Source organism: Streptomyces sp. NPDC055243 (assembly GCF_044544025.1).
Taxonomy (GTDB): domain Bacteria; phylum Actinomycetota; class Actinomycetes; order Streptomycetales; family Streptomycetaceae; genus Streptomyces.
The window spans coordinates 769,674-787,687 of sequence record NZ_JBITWR010000002.1; the positions used below are offsets into that span (position 1 = coordinate 769,674).

13 protein-coding genes and 1 pseudogene are annotated in these 18,014 nt (G+C 72.3%); 8 read left to right on the forward strand and 6 right to left on the reverse strand.

Going from position 1 to position 18,014, the window contains the following annotated elements:
• The first annotated feature begins 116 nt into the window (after positions 1–116).
• Together valS and ACIGXX_RS08205 are read left to right on the forward strand one after the other, a co-directional pair.
• Positions 117–2,696, forward strand: a complete 2,580-nt coding sequence (gene valS, locus ACIGXX_RS08200; RefSeq protein WP_399973788.1) for a valine--tRNA ligase — start codon at positions 117–119, stop codon at positions 2,694–2,696.
• A gap of 65 nt (positions 2,697–2,761) precedes the next feature.
• A complete protein-coding gene (locus tag ACIGXX_RS08205; protein ID WP_361461583.1) occupies positions 2,762–3,766 on the forward strand; it encodes a phospholipid scramblase-related protein in 1,005 nt (334 codons plus the stop codon).
• Between the two features lie 123 nt (positions 3,767–3,889).
• On the opposite strand, the gene ACIGXX_RS08210 is transcribed toward ACIGXX_RS08205, so the two are convergent.
• Both ACIGXX_RS08210 and ACIGXX_RS08215 read right to left on the reverse strand, forming a co-directional pair.
• The gene (locus tag ACIGXX_RS08210) at positions 3,890–4,822 is read right to left on the reverse strand and encodes a DMT family transporter (protein WP_351160957.1); all 933 of its coding nucleotides are present in this window, start codon (positions 4,820–4,822) and stop codon (positions 3,890–3,892) included.
• Positions 4,819–5,631 carry a phosphatase PAP2 family protein gene (locus ACIGXX_RS08215; protein ID WP_399973792.1) on the reverse strand — a complete coding sequence of 271 codons (813 nt, stop codon included), beginning with the start codon at positions 5,629–5,631 and terminating at the stop codon, positions 4,819–4,821. Before ACIGXX_RS08215 ends, ACIGXX_RS08210 begins: the two co-directional genes overlap by 4 nt.
• 169 nt (positions 5,632–5,800) lie before the next feature.
• On the opposite strand from ACIGXX_RS08215, the gene ACIGXX_RS08220 reads away from it, so the two are divergent.
• Positions 5,801–6,436 carry a TetR/AcrR family transcriptional regulator C-terminal ligand-binding domain-containing protein gene (locus ACIGXX_RS08220; RefSeq protein WP_351160961.1) on the forward strand — a complete coding sequence of 212 codons (636 nt, stop codon included), beginning with the start codon at positions 5,801–5,803 and terminating at the stop codon, positions 6,434–6,436.
• 171 nt (positions 6,437–6,607) lie between these two features.
• On the opposite strand, the gene ACIGXX_RS08225 is transcribed toward ACIGXX_RS08220, so the two are convergent.
• Together ACIGXX_RS08225 and ACIGXX_RS08230 are read right to left on the reverse strand one after the other, a co-directional pair.
• Entirely contained in the window at positions 6,608–7,606 is a 999-nt protein-coding gene (locus ACIGXX_RS08225) for a DUF2510 domain-containing protein (protein WP_383823147.1), read from the reverse strand.
• 164 nt (positions 7,607–7,770) lie between these two features.
• Positions 7,771–8,940 (reverse strand): anhydro-N-acetylmuramic acid kinase, encoded by a 1,170-nt coding sequence (locus tag ACIGXX_RS08230; RefSeq protein ID WP_399973796.1) that lies wholly within the window; start codon positions 8,938–8,940, stop codon positions 7,771–7,773.
• A gap of 120 nt (positions 8,941–9,060) precedes the next feature.
• On the opposite strand from ACIGXX_RS08230, the gene ACIGXX_RS08235 reads away from it, so the two are divergent.
• Complete coding sequence (locus tag ACIGXX_RS08235) at positions 9,061–10,080, forward strand: hypothetical protein (RefSeq protein WP_399973799.1); 1,020 nt, start codon at positions 9,061–9,063, stop codon at positions 10,078–10,080.
• A 48-nt stretch (positions 10,081–10,128) separates the two neighbouring features.
• Here ACIGXX_RS08235 and ACIGXX_RS08240 read toward each other — a convergent pair whose 3' ends face one another.
• On the reverse strand, positions 10,129–11,124 hold the full coding sequence (locus ACIGXX_RS08240) for an acyl-CoA dehydrogenase family protein (protein WP_399973802.1): 996 nt from the start codon (positions 11,122–11,124) through the stop codon (positions 10,129–10,131).
• On the reverse strand, positions 11,124–12,278 hold the full coding sequence (locus tag ACIGXX_RS08245) for an acyl-CoA dehydrogenase family protein (protein ID WP_399973805.1): 1,155 nt from the start codon (positions 12,276–12,278) through the stop codon (positions 11,124–11,126). Before ACIGXX_RS08245 ends, ACIGXX_RS08240 begins: the two co-directional genes overlap by 1 nt.
• A gap of 179 nt (positions 12,279–12,457) precedes the next feature.
• On the opposite strand from ACIGXX_RS08245, the gene ACIGXX_RS08250 reads away from it, so the two are divergent.
• The 4 genes and pseudogenes from ACIGXX_RS08250 to ACIGXX_RS08265 all read left to right on the forward strand — a co-directional run bounded on the left by ACIGXX_RS08250 (position 12,458) and on the right by ACIGXX_RS08265 (position 17,948).
• The gene (locus tag ACIGXX_RS08250; RefSeq protein ID WP_361461563.1) at positions 12,458–13,240 is read left to right on the forward strand and encodes an SDR family oxidoreductase; all 783 of its coding nucleotides are present in this window, start codon (positions 12,458–12,460) and stop codon (positions 13,238–13,240) included.
• Positions 13,241–13,366: 126 nt separating this feature from the next.
• On the forward strand, positions 13,367–13,954 hold the full coding sequence (locus tag ACIGXX_RS08255; protein WP_351161675.1) for a TetR/AcrR family transcriptional regulator: 588 nt from the start codon (positions 13,367–13,369) through the stop codon (positions 13,952–13,954).
• A gap of 58 nt (positions 13,955–14,012) precedes the next feature.
• Entirely contained in the window at positions 14,013–15,170 is a 1,158-nt protein-coding gene (locus ACIGXX_RS08260) for an acetyl-CoA C-acetyltransferase (RefSeq protein ID WP_399973810.1), read from the forward strand.
• 129 nt (positions 15,171–15,299) lie between these two features.
• Positions 15,300–17,948, forward strand: a pseudogene (locus tag ACIGXX_RS08265) (ATP-binding protein).
• Positions 17,949–18,014: the final 66 nt, after the last annotated feature.

Consider the following 18,014-nt stretch of genomic DNA (forward strand, 5'->3'; position numbering starts at 1 on the left):
GCGGGGCACGGAGCGGGGCCGCCGCCGGAGCCGGATCTCCGGCGGCGGCCCCACGCCCTGGAGGCTGCCGAAAACAGGAGGCCGGCGCATCCCGCCCGCGCCTAGCATGCGGAGGCATGACCTTCCCCCATCGCACCAGCGCGGACGGCGCCCCCGACAAGCCTGTTCTCGACGGGCTCGAAGAGAAGTGGTCGCGGCGATGGGACGAGTCGGGCGTATACACCTTCGACCGCTCCAGGACGCGTGAGGAGGTCTTCTCCGTCGACACGCCGCCGCCCACGGTCAGCGGCTCCCTGCACGTCGGACACGTCTTCTCGTACACGCACACCGACACCGTCGCCCGCTATCAGCGCATGCGCGGCAAGGAAGTCTTCTACCCGATGGGCTGGGACGACAACGGCCTGCCCACCGAGCGCCGCGTCCAGATCCACTTCGGCGTGCGGTGCGATCCCGCCCTGCCGTACGACCCGTCGCTGCGGCCACCGGAATCTGCGAAGGGTCATGCGAAGGGTCAACTGCCCGTCTCCCGGCGGAACTTCATCGAACTGTGCGAGCGCCTCACGGTCGAGGACGAGAAGGCCTTCGAGGAACTGTGGCGGCTGCTGGGCCTGTCCGTCGACTGGTCGCGCACGTACCGGACGATCGGCACCGAAGCACGTGCCACCGCGCAGCTCGCGTTCCTCAACAACCTGGCGCGCGGCGAGGCCTACATCGCCGAGGCACCCACGCTGTGGGACATCACCTACCGCACGGCCGTCGCCCAGGCCGAACTGGAGGACAGGGAGCGGCCGGGCGCCTACCACCGGCTCACCTTCCACGGGCCGGACGGCCTGCCGGTCGCGATCGACACGACCCGGCCCGAACTGCTTCCGGCCTGCGTCGCGCTGGTCGTGCACCCGGACGACGAGCGCCACCGGCAGCTGGTCGGCGCGACGGTCCGCACGCCGCTCTTCGGCGTCGAGGTGCCCGTCGTGGCCCACCGCGCCGCGGTCCCGGACAAGGGCACGGGCATCGCGATGATCTGCACGTTCGGCGACACGGCCGACGTCACCTGGTGGCGCGAGCTGCGGCTCGCCACGCGCCCGGTGATCGGCTGGGACGGCCGCTTCCTCGCGCGGCCGCCGAGCGGGGTCGAGTCGGCGGCTGCCGTCGCGGCGTACGCGAAGCTGGCGGGCGCCACGGCGCACACGGCGCGGGAGCGGATCGTGGAGCTGCTGCGGGCGAGCGGTGAACTGGAGGGCGAGCCGCGGCCCGTCACCCACGCCGTGAAGTTCTACGAGAAGGGCGACCGGCCCCTGGAGATCGTCACCACCCGGCAGTGGTACCTGCGCAACGGCGGCCGCGACGAGGCGCTGCGGGAGGAACTCATGGCGCGCGGGAGCGAGTTGGTGTGGCATCCGCCGCACATGCGGGTGCGCTACGAGAACTGGGTCGGCGGTCTCAACGGCGACTGGCTGGTCAGCAGGCAGCGCTTCTTCGGCGTCCCGATCCCGGTCTGGTACCCGCTGGACGGCCACGGCGAGCCGGACTACGGCCACCCGATCGTCCCGGCCGCGTCCGCCCTGCCCGTCGATCCGAGCGCGGAGGCACCGCCCGGATACGAGGAGACCCGGCGCGGCGTGCCGCACGGCTTCATCGGCGACCCGGACGTCATGGACACCTGGGCCACCTCCTCGCTCACCCCGCAGATCGCGGGCGGCTGGCGCTCGGACCCGGATCTGTTCGCGCGGGTCTTCCCCATGGACGTCCGGCCGCAGGCGCACGAGATCATCCGTACCTGGCTGTTCTCGACGGTGGTGCGGGCGCACGCCGAGCAGGGGGAGCTGCCGTGGCGTCATGCCGCGATCTCCGGCTGGATCCTCGACCCTGATCGCAAGAAGATGTCGAAGACCAAGTCGAACGTGGTCACGCCCGGGGACCTGCTCGTGAAGCACGGCTCGGACGCGGTCCGCTACTGGGCGGCGAGCGGGCGGCCCGGCACGGACACGGCGTTCGACGTCGGCCAGATGAAGGTCGGCCGCCGCCTGGCGACGAAGCTCCTGAACGTCGGCAAGTTCGTCCTGAGCCTCGGTGCGGCGGACGGATCGGACCTCGCCGCGGTCACCGAGCCGCTGGACCTGGCGGTGCTCGCCGAACTCGCCGCGACCGTCGAGGAGGCGACCGCCGCCTTCGACGACTTCGACTACGCGCGGGCGTTGGAACGTACGGAGCGGTTCTTCTGGCGCTTCTGCGACGACTACGTGGAGCTGGTCAAGGCGCGGGCGTACGGCGACCAGGGGGAGGGCGCGGGGACGGAGTCGGCGCGCGTGACGCTGCGGGCGGTCCTGGACGCGTTGCTGCGGCTGTTCGCGCCGGTCCTTCCCTTCGTGACGGAGGAGGTGTGGTCCTGGTACGCCACGGGCTCGGTGCACCGTGCGGCGTGGCCGACCCCGCGGGTCCCCGCCGGAGCGGACGCCTCCGTCCTGGCGACGGCCTCGGAGGTCATCGCCGCGGTCCGCAAGGCGAAGTCGGAGGCGCGGCTCTCCATGCGGGCGGAGGTGGCCCGAGTGGTGGTTCTCGGCCCGCGCGCGAGCCTGGACCGCTTCGCCCTCGCGCAGGCGGACGTCCGGGCCGCGGGGCGGGTCGGGGCGGTCGAACTGGCGGAGGCCGACGCTCCGCTGAGGGTCGAGGTCAGCGTCGAGAACGCGCCACGGTGAGGCCGTCGTCACAGGGGCCGCGCAGGGCTGGCGGACGGCCCCTGCCTGCGGGGTAGTGTGCGCGGGTGACAACGCAATCGAACACTCCTGCAGGCTGGTATCCGGACCCCCAGGGCGCGCTCCAGCTGCTGCGCTGGTGGGACGGTTCCCAGTGGACCCAGCACACCAGCCCCAACCAGCAGGCCGGTGGCCAGCCCGCGCAGGCACAGCAGGTCCCGCAGCAGGCCCAGCAGCCCGCCGAGGTCCAGCAGCCCGCGCAGGCCCAGCAGCCCGCGCAGGCCCAGGCCTCGCAGGGTCAGCAGCAGGCTCAATACGGGCAGCAGCAAGGGCAGTTCGTCCAGCAGCCCCAGCAGCAGGCTCCGCAGCAGGGGTACGGTCACCCGCAGCAGGCGGCCGCGCAGGCCGACCCCGCCAAGGTGCAGCGTCAGGTCCAGCAGCAGGCGGGCGTCACGCCGTCGGCCCAGGGCGGCGGCACGCTCTTCACCGAGCCGGTCCTGGTGGTGAACCAGAAGGCCAAGCTCATCGAGCTGACGAACGAGTACAGCGTCATGGACCAGGCGGGCAACACGCTCGGCTCGGTCGTCCAGGTCGGCCAGAGCACGCTGAAGAAGGTCGCGCGCTTCGTCTCCAGCATCGACCAGTTCATGACGCACAAGCTCGAGATCCGCGACGCGTACGGCCAGCCGGTGATGCAGCTGACCCGCCCCCGCAAGTTCATGAAGTCGCGTGTCATCGTCGAGCGCGCCGACGGCCAGCCGATCGGTGAGATCGTCCAGCAGAACATGATCGGGAAGATCAACTTCGCGATCATGGTGAACGGCCAGCAGGCCGGCGCGATCAAGGCCGAGAACTGGCGCGCCTGGAACTTCTCGATCGTCGACCACGCGGACAACGAGGTCGCCCGGATCACGAAGACCTGGGAAGGCCTCGCCAAGACGATGTTCACGACCGCGGACAACTACGTCCTGCAGATCCACTACCAGCTGCCCGAGCCGCTCCTGAGCCTCGTCGTGGCGACGGCCCTGACGGTCGACACGGCCCTGAAGCAGGACTCGCGCGGCTTCGGGTGAGGTTGTTCCTCACGGGGACGGGAACGGCATCGGCGCCCTGGATCTTGGGCGCCGATGCCGTTTCTGTTCTTTCGTCTGCGGGTGTGTGGGGGCTTGTCGCGCGGTTCCCCGCGCCCCTACGGGCTAGGGCAGGTGCATGGCGACCGGCTCCGCCTGGCTTGGGATGGACGGCAGGAAGTCCTCCGAAGACAGCTCCGAGGACCGCTCCGAAGGTGCCTTGTCGTAGGCCTCGTCGCGCGGTGACCTCGTCAGGACCACCACTCCGTACGCCGCGATCGCCGCACCCCCGGCCGCCAGGAACAGTCCGGCCACGCCTCCTTGCAGGCGCTCCCCGAGCAGCGTCAGGCCGATGACGGCCGCGGCCACCGGGTTGGCCAGGGTGACGACCGCAAGCGGCGCTCCGAGGCCCCCGCGGTACGCGGTCTGGGACAGGAAGAGACCGCCCACGGCGAACGCGGCGACGAGCAGCGCCACGACGATCACCTGCGGGCTGAGCAGCGGACCCGAGCGGTCCGTCGCGGCGACCGTCACGGTCTGGGTGAGTGCGGACGCGACGCCCGACGCGAACCCGGAAGCCGTCGCGTGCCGCAGCCCCGGCCGTGTGCCCGGGCGGGACAGGGCGCCGATCACGGTCATCGTGAGGGCCGCGACGGCCACCGCCTCCGTCAGGGTCAGCGTGTCGTCGGGCGCGGGCCCGGAGGCCGTGAGCAGCAGGGCGCCGAGGCCGATCAGCGTGAGCCCCGTGCCACGCCACTCCAGCGGGGTGACCCGCCGCCCCGCGAGCCGCGCGCCCAGCGGCACGGCGGCCACCAGGGTGAGCGCGCCGAGCGGCTGGACCAGGGTGAGCGGGCCGTACTTCAGGGCCGCCACGTGCAGCAGCGCCGCGCATGCGTTGAGCCCGACGGACGACCACCACGCGCCGCTGCCGAGCAGCCGCAGGAAGCCGTTGCCGGTGCCCGCGATGCGGGCGGCGAGGCGTTCCTGGGCCACGGCGGCGGAGGCGTACGCGGCGGCCGACACGAGTGAGAGCGCGACGGCGAGGAGGGTCGCGTTCATCGGCGGACCCCCGGGGCGGCCAGTTCGCGGGCGGGTGCGTGGCGTCGTACGACGAACGAGCGCGCGGGATGCGGCAGCTTGATCACGGCGAGCGCGATGCCCAGCAGCGCGGTCACCGCGATGGCGTCGAGCCAGTAGTGATTGGCGGTCCCGACGACCACGAGCAGGGTGACCAGCGGATGCAGCAGCCACAGCCAGCGCCACCGCGAGGAGGTCGCGGCGATGAGTCCGACGGCGAGCATCAGCGCCCACCCGAAGTGCAGGGACGGCATCGCGGCGAACTGGTTCGCCATCGTGTCGGTCTGCGGGGTGGAGCCGTAGACCGTGGGGCCGTACACCTGCCCGGTGTCCACGAGGCCCGCCGCCTCCAGCATCCGGGGCGGTGCGAGGGGGAAGGTCAGGTGCAGCACGAGGGCCGCCGCGGTCAGCGCGGCGAGCACCCGCCGGCTCCATACGTAGTGCCGGGGCCTGCGCAGGTAGAGCCAGACCAGGAACAGCGCGGTGGCCGGGAAGTGGACGGTCGCGTAGTAGGTGTTCGCGATGTGCACCAGGGTGTCGCTGCTGAGCAGCGCGTCCTGTACGGCCCCTTCGCCCGGCAGGTGCAGGGTGCGCTCGGCGTCCCACACGTGGTGGGCGTTGCGGAAGGCCTCACCGGTGTGGCCGTTGGCCAGCTGCCTGCCGAATTTGTAGACGAGAAAGAGTCCTACGACGAGGAGGAGCTCGCGGACGAGGGGCGGTCGGGCAGATGTGTCCGGCTCCCGGACGGTTATGTCCGGTTCCCTTTCGGCAGGCTCGGTTCGGGATTCCATCCCCCGGCCCCTTTACGTGATGACTGGGTGGTGCGGGTAGTGAGTGAGGGAGCGCCCCACGCATCGATACGCCAGTGTACCGATACGCCAGTGTACCGATACGGAGACGTACCGGTACACTGGCGTATCGATAGGGTCGGTCGAAGCCGCCGCATCGAGGAGAAGAGTCATGACGTCGCCGGACCAGGCACCAGATACAGCGACAGCGGACCCCGCGTGCTCGTCGCGCCGCTCCAAGATCACGCCCGAGCGTGAGCAGGAGTTCTACGACGCCGTCCTCGACCAGCTCCGCGAGTGCGGGTACGACGCCGTGACCATGGAAGGCGTGGCCTCGACGACCCGCTGCAGCAAGTCCACCCTCTACCGCCAGTGGAAGACGAAGCCCCAGTTCGTCGCGGCCGCACTGCGCGCCAACCGCTGCGTGCGCTTCGCGGGCATCGACACCGGCACGCTCGCCGGTGACCTGCGCGAGGCGGCGCGGGCCGCGGGGGAGTGGTCGACCCGGGACAGCATGCTGGTCCAGGCGCTGAGCCATGCCGTGCTGCAGGACGAGGATCTGCGCAGCGCGCTGCGCGAGGCGCTGGTCGAGCCGGAGACCCGGGCGCTGGACGACCTGGTCGCGCGGGGAGTGGCCCGGGGCGAGATCGCGGCGGACCATCCGGCCACGCGGTTCATCACGGCTCAGCTCATGGGCGTGGTCCGGGCCCGCCCGGTCCTGGAGGGCAAGCACGCGGACGAGGAGTACCTGTCCGACTTCGTGGAGGCGTGCGTGCTGCCCGCACTGGGTCTGACCGGACCCACCTGATCGTGGACCGGGGTCCGACGGATGACGGACCCCGATCTGCCTGCGCCGCGCCGCACCGTGGGGACGGGGGTGGCGTGGCCGACCTTGGCCGGGCGGCCGGAACCCTCGTGGTTCCGGCCCGCCCGGCTCCGGCGTTCCGGTCGCAGTCGTGGCGAGGCCGCCTCAGAGTTCTCAGACCTCCTGGCCGTTGCCGCCTCCGCCGCCCGCCGCGGCCTTGATCCCCTTGGTGATCTCGTCCATCACGGACACCTTCGGGGACTTGTCGTTGACGTCGATGCCGAAGCGGACGATGACCAGCTCGGACTTCACGGTGGGTGAGGGGAAGGCAAGCGACTGGACGTACCCGTCGTCGCTCTTCTCGGTGACGGCCTTCCAGCGCACGAGGTAGCCCTTCTGTCCGGCCACGGTGACCGCCTTGGACTCCAGCTCCTTGTGCGAGGTGATCTTGCCGTAGGTCTTGCCGCCGTAGGACTCCTTGGCGTTGACGGCGATGTCCGCTTTGGCGGCTGCCTCCGCCGTCTTGGCGTCGACCTTGAAGCCCTTGGCGGGGCCGGAGTAGGCGCCGCCGCGGGTGCAGGTCTTGGAGGTTTCCCTGGGGCAGGGATAGGGACCCGTGGTCACCGAGGCGCCGCCCTCCTGGCCGCTCGCGCCGGTCCAGCCGTCTGGAACAGGGAGGCTTATGCCGCTGAGGAGGTCGGTGGCGTACCCCTCCTCCGACGGCGGCGCGGAGCGGCCGGGGGGCTGCGACTGCTCGGGGTCCTGAGGTGCGCCGGGCTTCGAGGGAGCGGTGGAGGAAGGGGGCTCGGAGGCGCTGTCGCTGCCGTCGTCGTCGGCGGTCAGGAAGTAGACGCCGCCGCCTATCCCGGCGAGCACCGCGATGGCCACGCCCACGGCTATGCCTATGCGGAGGCCGCGGCGAGGGGCGGTGGGCTGCCCCGGATAGGAGGGATAGCTCGGGTACGCGCCCTGGGCGACAGTCGGCGCACCGGTCGGGGCCGCGGGCGGATAGGCCGGCGGAGCCGCCGGGGCGGGCCCGCCCCACCCGGCGGCGGAACCCACCGCGCGGACCTGATCCGTCCATACGCTCCCGTCCCACCAGCGTTCGGTACGGGGGCCGTCAGTTGTCTGGCCGGGGTCGGGGTACCAGCCGGGAGGGGTTACCTGGGTCATGGGCGCCAGGGTATGAGCATTCGGTGAAAGCGGGATGAGAGGGGGCCTGTACGGAGGTCACCGTTCGGCCGCTGTATTCGCCAGGGGGAGAGGCGGGATTCACCCGGGGGAGAGGCGGGATTCGCCCGGGGGAGAGGCGGGATTCGCCCGGGGGAGAGGCGAGTTCACCTCCCCTGCCCGTCCACCACCAACCGCACAGGTCCGCCACCCTCCGGAGCGGGCACCCGCACCCCGGCCCGCCCCGGAGTGATCGACCCCAGCACGCTCGCATGCCGGGCCCCCGTGCTCTGCGGCACCGTCCCCGGCAGCCCGTGCGCCGTCAGGAAACCGAGCACCGCGAACGCGTACGCCTCCTTCGCGGCGGACGGAAGACCGAGCTCGTCGGAGGTGCGCACCGGGATCTTGCCGCCCAACTCGGCCCGCAGGAACGCCATCAGCGTCGGATTGCGCGTACCGCCGCCGGAGGCGATCACCTCGGAGGCGTCGACCCCCCTGACGGCGTCGGCGACCGTGCGGGCGGTCAGCAGGGTGAGCGTGGCGACGACGTCCTGCGGGGCGAGGTCCTCGTACCCGGTGAGGGCCGCCCGCAGATAGGGCAGGTGGAAGAGCTCCTTGCCGGTGGTCTTCGGGGCGGGCCGCGCGTAGTACGGCTCGCTCAGCAGGGCCGCGAACAGCCCTTCGTCGACCGTGCCGCGTGCGGCCATCTCGCCGTCGAGGTCGCAGGTGAGCCGCTCCCGCGTCAGCTCGCGCACGGCGGCGTCGATGAGGGCATTGGCGGGGCCCGTGTCGAAGGCGGTGCCGTCCGGGGCGGTGATGTTGGCGATGCCGCCCAGATTCAGCGCGGCGGGGGCGCCGGGCCTGCCGCGCAGCCACATCCGGTCGACGATGCTGACCAGGGGCGCGCCCTGGCCGCCCGCCGCGATGTCACGGGGGCGGAAGTCGGCGACCACCGGAAGCCCCGTCCGCTCGGCGATCCACGCGGGCTGCCCGATCTGCAGCGTGCCGTGCACCTGGCCGTCCTCCACCCAGTGGTAGACCGTCTGCCCGTGCGACGCGACCAACTCGGCGCGCCCGTCGCACAGTTCGCGGTCCGCCTCGGCCGCCGCCGCGGCGAAGGCCTGGCCGATGCGGGTGTCGAGGCGGCAGACGTCGGCCAGCGTGGTCGCGGCGGTCGGCAGCGCGGCACCGAGCGCCGTCCGCAGCGACTCGTCGTACCCCCGGGTGATGAGACCCAACGGGGAGAGCAGCAGCCGGTCGCCGTCGATCGACAGGTCGGCCGCCGCGGCGTCGATGGCGTCGTACGAAGTCCCCGACATCAGCCCGATTACGCGCACGTGCTGCCCCTCTCGCTCTCCTCACCGGTGTGTTTGATCATCGCAGCGATGACGAGGCATGCGCACTCGCACGTACGATCCAGTTCAGGCCATCGACGTGGGGGAGAGCGCGCCTTGTCCATGTCCACCACGGGATCGCCGGGCCCGAGCGCGGGGACGCGGCGCACGAACCTCACCCGAACCGATGGCCCCCGAACCGACGGCACCCGAACCAGCGGCCCCCGAACCGACGGCGCCTGGAACGGCTTGCTCCTGGAGGTGCGCGAACGGCCGCTCCCCGGCCTGCGCCTGTGGACCGCCGAAAACCGTCTGCTCCTGACGCGGGGAGCCGCCGCCGAACCGCTGCTCCTTGCCCTGGTGGACCCGGGCCGCCACGGAGTCGACTGCTACCGGACCGGTCGCCACCGCCCCCTCGTCCCACCGCTGCGCGCACACCAGGCCCGCGCCTACGGAGGCTCCCGGCAACGCTGGGCCCACCACTTCGCGACGCTGCTCACCGCATCCCCCGACAGCCCTCTGCACGACGGGCGGTGGGTGCTGAAGCCGGACCCGCTGTTGCTCCGGTGGAAGCATCCGGGCGAGCGCGAGGGGGAGTACTGGCGCTCGCTGCTCGTCGAGGGCGATCCCGACGGCTACATCGACTGGTGGATTCACAGCGGCTCGTGGGAGATCTTTCCGCTGCGGGCGATGCCGGACGCCGACGACCCCCGCGTCAAGGCGTACCGCAAGCAGGCGAGGGACGGCACGCTGCCGCCCGTCCTGCTCTGGTGGGTGAGCGGGCTCGACAGCCACCTCGTCCTGGACGGCCACGCACGGCTGGCCGCGGCGATCGCCGAATCCGTGGAACCGGCCGTCCTGGAACTGCAGCGGACCACTCCGCGGGACGAGGTGGACACCGGCACCGAGCGGGCCGTCGCGGCGTACGAGGCGGAGCTGGCGAGGTTCACCGAACTGCGCGCCGCGCAGGGCCCGCGGGTCCCCGACGGCGCCGAGTTCGCCGGACCGGCCCTCGCCCGCCGCCTCCACGAGCTGCGCACGGCACACCGCCCCACGTGGGCATGGCCGCTCCCGGGCGGCCTCCCGGAGTGGCGCCGGATCGCGCGCGAGCAGGTGGGCGAGGGGGGATGGGAGTACGCGTGAGGGAGGTGGGGCCCCATGTGCGCGGCAGGGGCCGCTTCGGATGACGCGTCAGCCGTGCCCCCGCCCTCCCGACAGCACCAGCCGCCGGCACTCCCCGGGGCTGCCCCAAGCGGTGCGCAGGGCCCGCGCCTTCGTCAGCCACAGCGACAGGTCGTACTCCGCGGTGTAACCGATCGCCCCGTGCAGTTGCAGCGCCGCTCGCGCGGCGCCGTACGCGGCTTCGCCCGCCGCCGCCTTCGCCGCGGCCACATCGGCCGTCTCCAGGGTCAACGCTGCCCCGTACAGCAGGGGCCTGGCGAATTCGAGGCCTATCAGGACGTCCGCGAGGCGGTGCTTGACCGCCTGGAAGCCGCCGATCGGCGTGCCGAACTGGGTGCGCTGCTTCACGTACGCGACCGTCTTGTCCAGCAGTGCGAGCCCGACCCCCAACGCCTGCGCGGCCGTCGCGAGCGAGGCCCAGTCGGCCGTGTACCGGGAAGCCGTCGTCACCGCCGGGCCCGAGGCGAGGAGTTCGCCGCCCGGCCACAGTCGCGCCAGGCGCCGTACGGGATCCAACGACCGCTCCACGCGCGCGTGCCCGGAGGCCACGCGCAGCTCACCGCCCGTGGCGCTCAGCCGCAGCGTCGCCGCGTCCGCGTCCAGGGCGAAAGGCCCCCCTTCGGGGAGAGCGAGCGTCGTGACGGCCTCCCCGGAGGCCAGGGGTGGAAGGAGCCGCTTGGCCGGGGCCGCTTCGCCCAGCTCGGCGAGGCGGGCGAGCAGCGCGCCCGCCGCCACCGTCTCGACCAGCGGCCCCGGCACCGCGTGGCGCCCCAACTCGACGAATGCGACGGCCACTTCTACCGGGAGCGGCCCCACCCCCTCGTGCTCCTCGGGGACGGCCAGGGCGAAGACGCCCGCATCCGCGAGCCGCCCCCACACGGCGCGGCCCGGCGCGTGGTCCCCGGCGGCCCACGCCCTCGCGGCCGCCGGGGTGTCGGCCGCCGTCAGCATGGCGTCGAGCGAGCGCGCGAACTCGCGCTGCTCGGCGTCGAGGAGGAACCTCATCAGCGGCGTCCCTTCGGCAGTCCGAGCAGCCGCTCGGCGATGATGTCGCGCTGTATTTCGTTCGTGCCCGCGTAGATCGGCCCGGCGAGCGAGAAGACGTACCCCTCGGCCCATTCGCCGCCGTCCGCCAACTCGCCCTCCGCGCCCAGGAGGTCGAGCGCGGTCTCGTGCAGCGCTATGTCGTACTCGGACCAGAAGACCTTGTTCAGGCTCGACTCCGCGCCGATCGTCTCGCCCGCCGCGAAGCGCGAGGCGTTGGCCCAGGTGAACAGCTGATAGGCGCGGGCACCGATCACGGCGTCGGCCACCCGGTCGCGCAGCGCGGTGTCCGCGGGGTCGCCGTGCGCGCGCCACTGCCGCACCAGGCGGTCGGCCGAGGCGACGAAGCGGCCGGGGGAGCGCAGCGTCAGGCCCCGTTCGTTGCCCGTCGTCGACATGGCGATCCGCCAGCCCTGGCCCGGCTGGCCGATCACGTCCTCGTCCGGCACGAAGACGTCGTCGAGGAAGAGCTCGGCGAAGGCCGGTCTGCCGTCCAGGCGCCCGATGGGGCGGACGGTCACGCCGTCCGCGTCGAGCGGGAACATCAGATACGTCAGGCCCCGGTGCGGCTTGGCGGAGTCGACGGCGGGGTCGCTGCGGAACAGGCCGAACGCGCGGTCGGCGAAGGCGGCCCGTGACGACCACGTCTTCAGCCCGCTGAGCAGCCAACCGCCGTCCGTGCGGCGCGCGGTGGAGCGCAGGGAGGCCAGGTCCGAGCCCGAATCCGGCTCGGACCAGGCCTGTGCCCAGATGACCTCGCCGCTCGCCATCGGGGGCAGTATCCGTGCGCGCTGCTCGTCCGTGCCGACGTCGAAGAGGGTCGGCGCGAGGAGGTTGATGCCGTTCTGCGAGACCCGGCCGGGGCCGCCCGCCGCGAAGTACTCCTCCTCGAACACCAGCCACTTGACGATGTCGACGCCCTGCCCGCCGTACTCCTCGGGCCAGGACACCACCGACCAGCGGTCGGCCGCGAGCTCGCCCTCCCAGGCGCGGTGGGCAGCGAAGCCCTCCTGGGTCTCCAGTGACGGGAGCGGCTCCGCGGGCACGTGCCCGCGGAGCCAGTCGCGCGCCCGCTGCCTGAACTCCTCTTCCCCGGCGGTGAAGTCGAGGTCCATCAGTGGCCCACCTCTTCGGTCGGTGCTTCGGTCGGTGCTTCGGTCGGTGCTTCGAGCGGTGCTTCGAGCGGTGCCAGGGGCGGTTCTTCTCCGGCAGTCTTCCCTAACAAGTGTTTGGTAGATTATCCTGGTGTTGGGCCAGTCGTCGAGAGCGAGTCGAGAGCTGAAGGGGGCCGAGCATGGACGCACCCGCGTATGTGCCGGGGCACGGTCTGCTCGCGGGCCGGACCGCCGTCATCACCGCGGCGGCCGGAGCGGGCATCGGCGGCGCCACCGCCCGTCGCTTCCTGGAGGAGGGCGCGCGCATCGTCATCGGCGACGCCCACCCGCGCCGCACGAAGGAGACGGTGGAGGCGCTGGCCGGGGAGTTCGGCGCCGACCGGATCGACGGGACCCCGTGCGACGTGACGGACGAGGCCCAGGTGCAGGGGCTGTACGACCTGGCGGAGCAGCGCCACGGCGGCCTGGACGTCGTCGTGAACAACGCGGGACTCGGTGGCACCGCCGAGCTCACCGAGATGACCGACGAGCAGTGGGACAGAGTCATCGACGTCACGCTGAACGGCACGTTCCGCTCCACCAGGGCCGCCCTGCGCCGCATGCGGGCCGCCGACCGTGGCGGCGTGATCGTGAACAACGCCTCGGTGCTCGGCTGGCGCGCCCAGGCGGGCCAGGCGCACTACGCCGCGGCGAAGGCCGGGGTCATGGCACTCACCCGCTGCGCCGCCGTCGAGGCCGCGCCCCACGGCATACGGATCAACGCGGTGTCGCCCAGCCTCGCCATGCACCCGCACCTCGCGAAGGTCACATCGCCCGAGCTGCTCGAAGAGCTCACCGCGCGCGAGGCGTTCGGGCGGCATGCCGAGCCCTGGGAGATAGCCAACGTCATCGTCTTCCTGGCCAGTGAGTACTCCTCGTACATGACGGGGGAGACGGTCTCGGTCAGCAACCAGCACGCCTAGGCGGAGAATGACCGTGTGTCGAAACCGAAGCAGAGCAGCACCACGACGAAGCAGAGCAGCACCATGGCGAAGCAGGGCGGCAGCGCCGCGACGAAGCAGGGCGGCACCACGAAGAAGAAGGCCCCGGTGAGTCCATCGCCCGAGCGCCGCGGCGAACTCCTCGCCATCGCGGCCGACGTCTTCGCCGAGCAGGGGTACAACGCGACCACGGTCCGCAAGATCGCGGACGCCGCCGGCATGCTCGCCGGCAGCCTCTACTACCACTTCGACTCCAAGGAGTCGATGCTCGAAGAGATCCTCTCCACCTTCCTCGCCGAGCTCTGGGACGGGTACGACACCGTGCTCCAGTCGCAGCTCGGCCCCCGCGAGACCCTTGAGGCGCTCGTCACCGAATCCTTCCGGGAGATCGACCGGCACCGCTCCGCCGTCGCCATCTACCAGAAGGAGGCCAAGCACCTGGTCGCCCAGGCGCGCTTCCAGTACCTGACCGACTCGCAGCAGCGCTTCGAGAAGACGTGGCTGACGACGCTGGAGCGCGGAGTCGCCGAGCGCGTCTTCCGCGACGACCTGGACATCCGGCTCGCCTACCGCTTCGTGCGCGACACCGTCTGGGTCGCCGCGTCCTGGTACCGCCCAGGGGGAGGCCACAGCCCCGAGGAGATCGCCCGCCAGTACCTGTCGATGGTCCTGGACGGCATCGCCGTCCGCACGTAGGGAGCGCGTCGTCACCCCGGCGACCGCCCCGACCGAGGAGTACGAGGAGTACGCAGTCATGGCCGAGGCCTACATCGTCGAAGCGGTCCGTACCCCCGTCGGCAGGCGCAAGGGCGGCCTCGCGGCCGTCCACCCCGCCGACCTGGGAGCCCACGTCCTGACGGCGCTCGTCGAGCGCGCCGGGATCGACCCCGCCGCCGTCGAGGACGTCGTCTTCGGCTGCCTGGACACGGTGGGCCCGCAGGCCGGGGACATCGCCCGCACCTCCTGGCTGGCGGCGGGCCTCCCCGAAGAGGTGCCCGGCGTGACGATCGACCGGCAGTGCGGATCCTCGCAGCAGGCCGTGCACTTCGCGGCGCAGGGCGTCCTGTCCGGCACCCAGGACCTCGTCGTCGCGGGCGGCACCCAGAGCATGTCGATGATCCCCATCGCCTTCGCCTCCCGGCAGGCCGCCGAACCGCTCGGCCTCACCGAAGGCCCGTACGCGGGCAGCGAGGGCTGGCGCGCCCGCTACGGAGAGCGGCCCGTCAACCAGTTCCACGGCGCCCAGCTGATCGCCGAGAAGTGGGGCATATCCCGCCGTGACATGGAGGAGTTCGCGCTCCGCTCGCACCAGCGGGCCGTGCGCGCGATCGACGAGGGCCGCTTCGACCGCGAACTCACCGCCTACGGAGACGTGACCACCGACGAGGGCCCGCGCCGCGACACGACCCTGGAGAAGATGGCGGGCCTCAAACCCGTCCTGGACGACGGCACCATCACCGCCGCCTGCTCCTCGCAGGTGTCGGACGGAGCCGCAGCGATGCTCGTCGCGAGCGAACGGGCCGTGCGGGAGCACGGGTTGACGCCCCGCGCCCGCATCCATCACCTCGCGGTGCGCGGCGAGGACCCGATCCGGATGCTGTCCGCGCCGATCCCCGCCACCGCGTACGCCCTCAAGAAGACCGGCATGAGCATCGGCGACATCGACCTCGTCGAGATCAACGAAGCGTTCGCGCCGGTCGTCCTCGCCTGGTTGAAGGAGACCGGGGCCGACCCGGAGAAGGTCAATGTCAATGGTGGTGCGATCGCTCTCGGACATCCCCTCGGGGCGACCGGCGTCAAGCTGATGACGACGCTCCTGCACGAACTGGAGCGCACCGGCGGCCGGTTCGGCCTCCAGACCATGTGCGAAGGTGGCGGCCAGGCGAACGTGACCATCATCGAGCGCCTCTGACCGCGTCCAGCTTCGGGCCCGTCCGTCACTCCTTGCGGCAATTGCTGGCCGGACCCCGCACCGTGAGGCCCTCTCCCCAGCTAGTCTCGATGTCTGTACGTCGATTGAGCGACCTCGGGAGGTAGCGCGATGACGCAGGGACGGCCCGGAGGTGCCATCTGGGCCCCGCTGTGGGAACGCGATGCGGAACTCGCCGCGGCCACGAGGGCCGTCGACGAACTGTGCTCCGAATCCACGACGGCGGGCGGGCTGCTCGTCTTCCAGGGCGAGGCGGGCATCGGCAAGACGGCGCTGCTGGCCGAGGTGCGCCGCATCGCGCAAGGGCGGGCCATGGTGTGGTCCGCGCGCGGCGGCGAGACCGTCACCTCCGTTCCCTTCAACGTCGTACGCTAGTTGTTGCAGCCGGCTCTCGTCGCCCTCTCGCAGGAAGAGGCACGGGAGTATCTCGGCGACTGGTACGAGATCGCCGGCCCCGCTCTCGGCATAGCCGAGCCGACCGGTATCCAGGCCGACCCGCAAGGTGTGTGCGACGGCCTGGTCGAGGCGGTCGTGCGCCTTTCGGGGGTGCACTGGCCGCTGGTCCTGCTCATCGACGACGCGCACTGGGCCGACCAGGAGACCCTGCACTGGCTGGCCGCGTTCGCCCAGCGCCTCGACGAACTGCCCGTCCTCGTGGTGGTCGCCCACCGCCCGGACGACGCCACCGGCGAGAGCGCGCGCCACCTCGCGGCGGTCGGCGCGGCGGCCCGTCCCTCGCCCCCGCTGCGTGCGCTCACCCCGGACGCGGCGGCCGGGCTCACCCGCGCCACCCTCGGTGAGCACGCGGACGCCCCGTTCTGCCGCGAGGTATGGGCGGTCACCGGCGGCAATCCCTACGAATCCGTGGAACTGCTCGCCAAGGTGCAGGACAGCGATCTCGAGCCGGTGGAGAGCTCCGCCGCCGAACTGCGCGCCCTGAACCGCTCGGCGCGCGGCCGTGGACTCGTCGCCCGCCTCGAAGGACTCGGCACGGACGTCACACGGTTCGCCTGGGCGGCCGGCATCCTGGGCACCAACATCCCGCTCGACCTCGCCGCCTCGCTCGCCGGAATGACCCGCGAGGCGGCCGAGCGGTGCGCGGAGCGGCTTCGCACCGCGCGCATCCTGCTCGGCGCCGACGAGGGCCTGGAGTTCGTCCATCCGCTGATCGCCAGCACCGTCTACCGCTCGATCCCGCCCGCCACCCGCACCGCGATGCACGGCCAGGCCGCCTGGGCCGTCACCCTGTCGGGCCGCGGCGCGGCGGCGGCCTCCCGGCACCTCCTGGAGGTCCATCCGGACGACGACCCCGAGCTGGTCAAGCAGTTGCGCGAAGCGGCGGCCGAGCACCTCGCGGTCGGCGCGCCCGACGCGGCCCGCCGCTGTCTCGAACGAGCCCTGCGGGAACCGCCGCTGCCCGAGACCCACGCCCGCGTGCTCTACGAACTGGGCTGCGCCACGCTCCTCACCTCGCCCGCCACCACCATCGGCCACCTGCGCGAGGCACTCCACACCCCCGGTCTCGACCGCAAGCTGCACGTGGACGCCGTCTGCCGGCTCTCCCAAGCCCTGGTGCACAACGACCAGTTGGAGGAGGCCCTGCGGGTCGTGGACGCCGAGGCCGCCCGGCTGGCGCCGGGGCCCGACCAGATGCGTCTCCAGGGCGTCCACTACATGTGGGAGGGCATCTACTCCCGCGAGGAGGACGCGACGGGCCGATCACGCCGCCTCGCCGCGCTCGCCGGACCGCTGCAGGGACGGGACAACTCCGAGCGCGCGCTGCTGATCCTGCGCGCCTTCGACGCCATGACCCGCGGGGAGAACGCGGAGGAGATCGTCGAACTCTGCGACCGCTCCCTCGTCAACGGCCGCCTCGCGCCCGGGCTCGGCTGGACCGACACGGAGTGGGGCTTCGAGCTCCTGACGATGCTGGGCGGCGCCTACATCTTCACCGACCGCCTCGACCGTGCCGAGAGCGTCTTCGCCGAAGGGGTCCGCGCCTACGAGGCGGCGGGCTGGAGCGGCGGTCATCTGGCCGTCGCCAAGGCCTGGCTGGGCCTGGTGTACCGCAGACGCGGACGTCTCAGCGAGGCGGAGGCCTCGCTGCGGGAGAGCCTGCGCCTGACGGACCGCGTCGGCAGCGGCCTGCCGATGCACTGGGATGCCGCGTGCAAGCTCATCGACACCCTGCTCGTCCGGGGCAGGGCCGACGAAGCGCAGGAGGTCGCCGACCGGTACGGCATCGCGCCGCCCTACCCGTCCACGATCCTCCTGCCCGACATCCACTCCGTGCGGGGCCGCCTGCTGATCGCCACGGGGCAACGGGCGGACGGCATCAGCGAGTTGGAGGTGGCGGCCAAGGCGGCGAACGAACGTGGCCGCTACAACACGGTCGTCAACCCGTGGGCACACGACCTGGCCCGCGAACTCGCCGTTGACGACCCGCGGCGGGCCGCCGAGCTGGTCGCGGACGCGCGGGTCCAGGCGGAGCTGTTCGGCACGGAGACGGCGATCGGCGAGGCGCTGCGGTGCGCGGCGTCCTTGGAGAGCGGCCAGCGCGCGATCGCGCTGTACGCCCGAGCCGTCGCCTGCCTGGAGGCATCGCCGTGCGCCTATGAGCACGCGCTCGCCCGGGTCGAGTACGGAATCGCGGCGGGCTCGGCAACCGACCTGGCCCGCGGCCTCGCCCTGGCCGAATCCTGCGGCGCAGACGGCCTGGCCGCGCGAGCACGAGCGTCCTTGGAGGTCGCGGGGGTGTGAGCTGAGGGGCGGGCTGACGCTCAGCGGCGTGCATGGTGCCGGCGGGCTGATGCCCGGCGGCCCGTC

Excerpts from the sequence above, each read along its gene's own strand:
- valS (WP_399973788.1), top strand. The coding sequence starts at position 117 with ATGACCTTCCCCCATCGCACCAGCGCGGACGGCGCCCCCGACAAGCCT.
- ACIGXX_RS08210 (WP_351160957.1), bottom strand. The coding sequence starts at position 4,822 with ATGAACGCGACCCTCCTCGCCGTCGCGCTCTCACTCGTGTCGGCCGCC.
- ACIGXX_RS08215 (WP_399973792.1), bottom strand. The coding sequence starts at position 5,631 with ATGGAATCCCGAACCGAGCCTGCCGAAAGGGAACCGGACATAACCGTC.
- ACIGXX_RS08220 (WP_351160961.1), top strand. The coding sequence starts at position 5,801 with ATGACGTCGCCGGACCAGGCACCAGATACAGCGACAGCGGACCCCGCG.
- ACIGXX_RS08225 (WP_383823147.1), bottom strand. The coding sequence starts at position 7,606 with ATGACCCAGGTAACCCCTCCCGGCTGGTACCCCGACCCCGGCCAGACA.
- ACIGXX_RS08235 (WP_399973799.1), top strand. The coding sequence starts at position 9,061 with ATGTCCACCACGGGATCGCCGGGCCCGAGCGCGGGGACGCGGCGCACG.
- ACIGXX_RS08240 (WP_399973802.1), bottom strand. The coding sequence starts at position 11,124 with ATGAGGTTCCTCCTCGACGCCGAGCAGCGCGAGTTCGCGCGCTCGCTC.
- ACIGXX_RS08245 (WP_399973805.1), bottom strand. The coding sequence starts at position 12,278 with ATGGACCTCGACTTCACCGCCGGGGAAGAGGAGTTCAGGCAGCGGGCG.
- ACIGXX_RS08250 (WP_361461563.1), top strand. The coding sequence starts at position 12,458 with ATGGACGCACCCGCGTATGTGCCGGGGCACGGTCTGCTCGCGGGCCGG.
- ACIGXX_RS08260 (WP_399973810.1), top strand. The coding sequence starts at position 14,013 with ATGGCCGAGGCCTACATCGTCGAAGCGGTCCGTACCCCCGTCGGCAGG.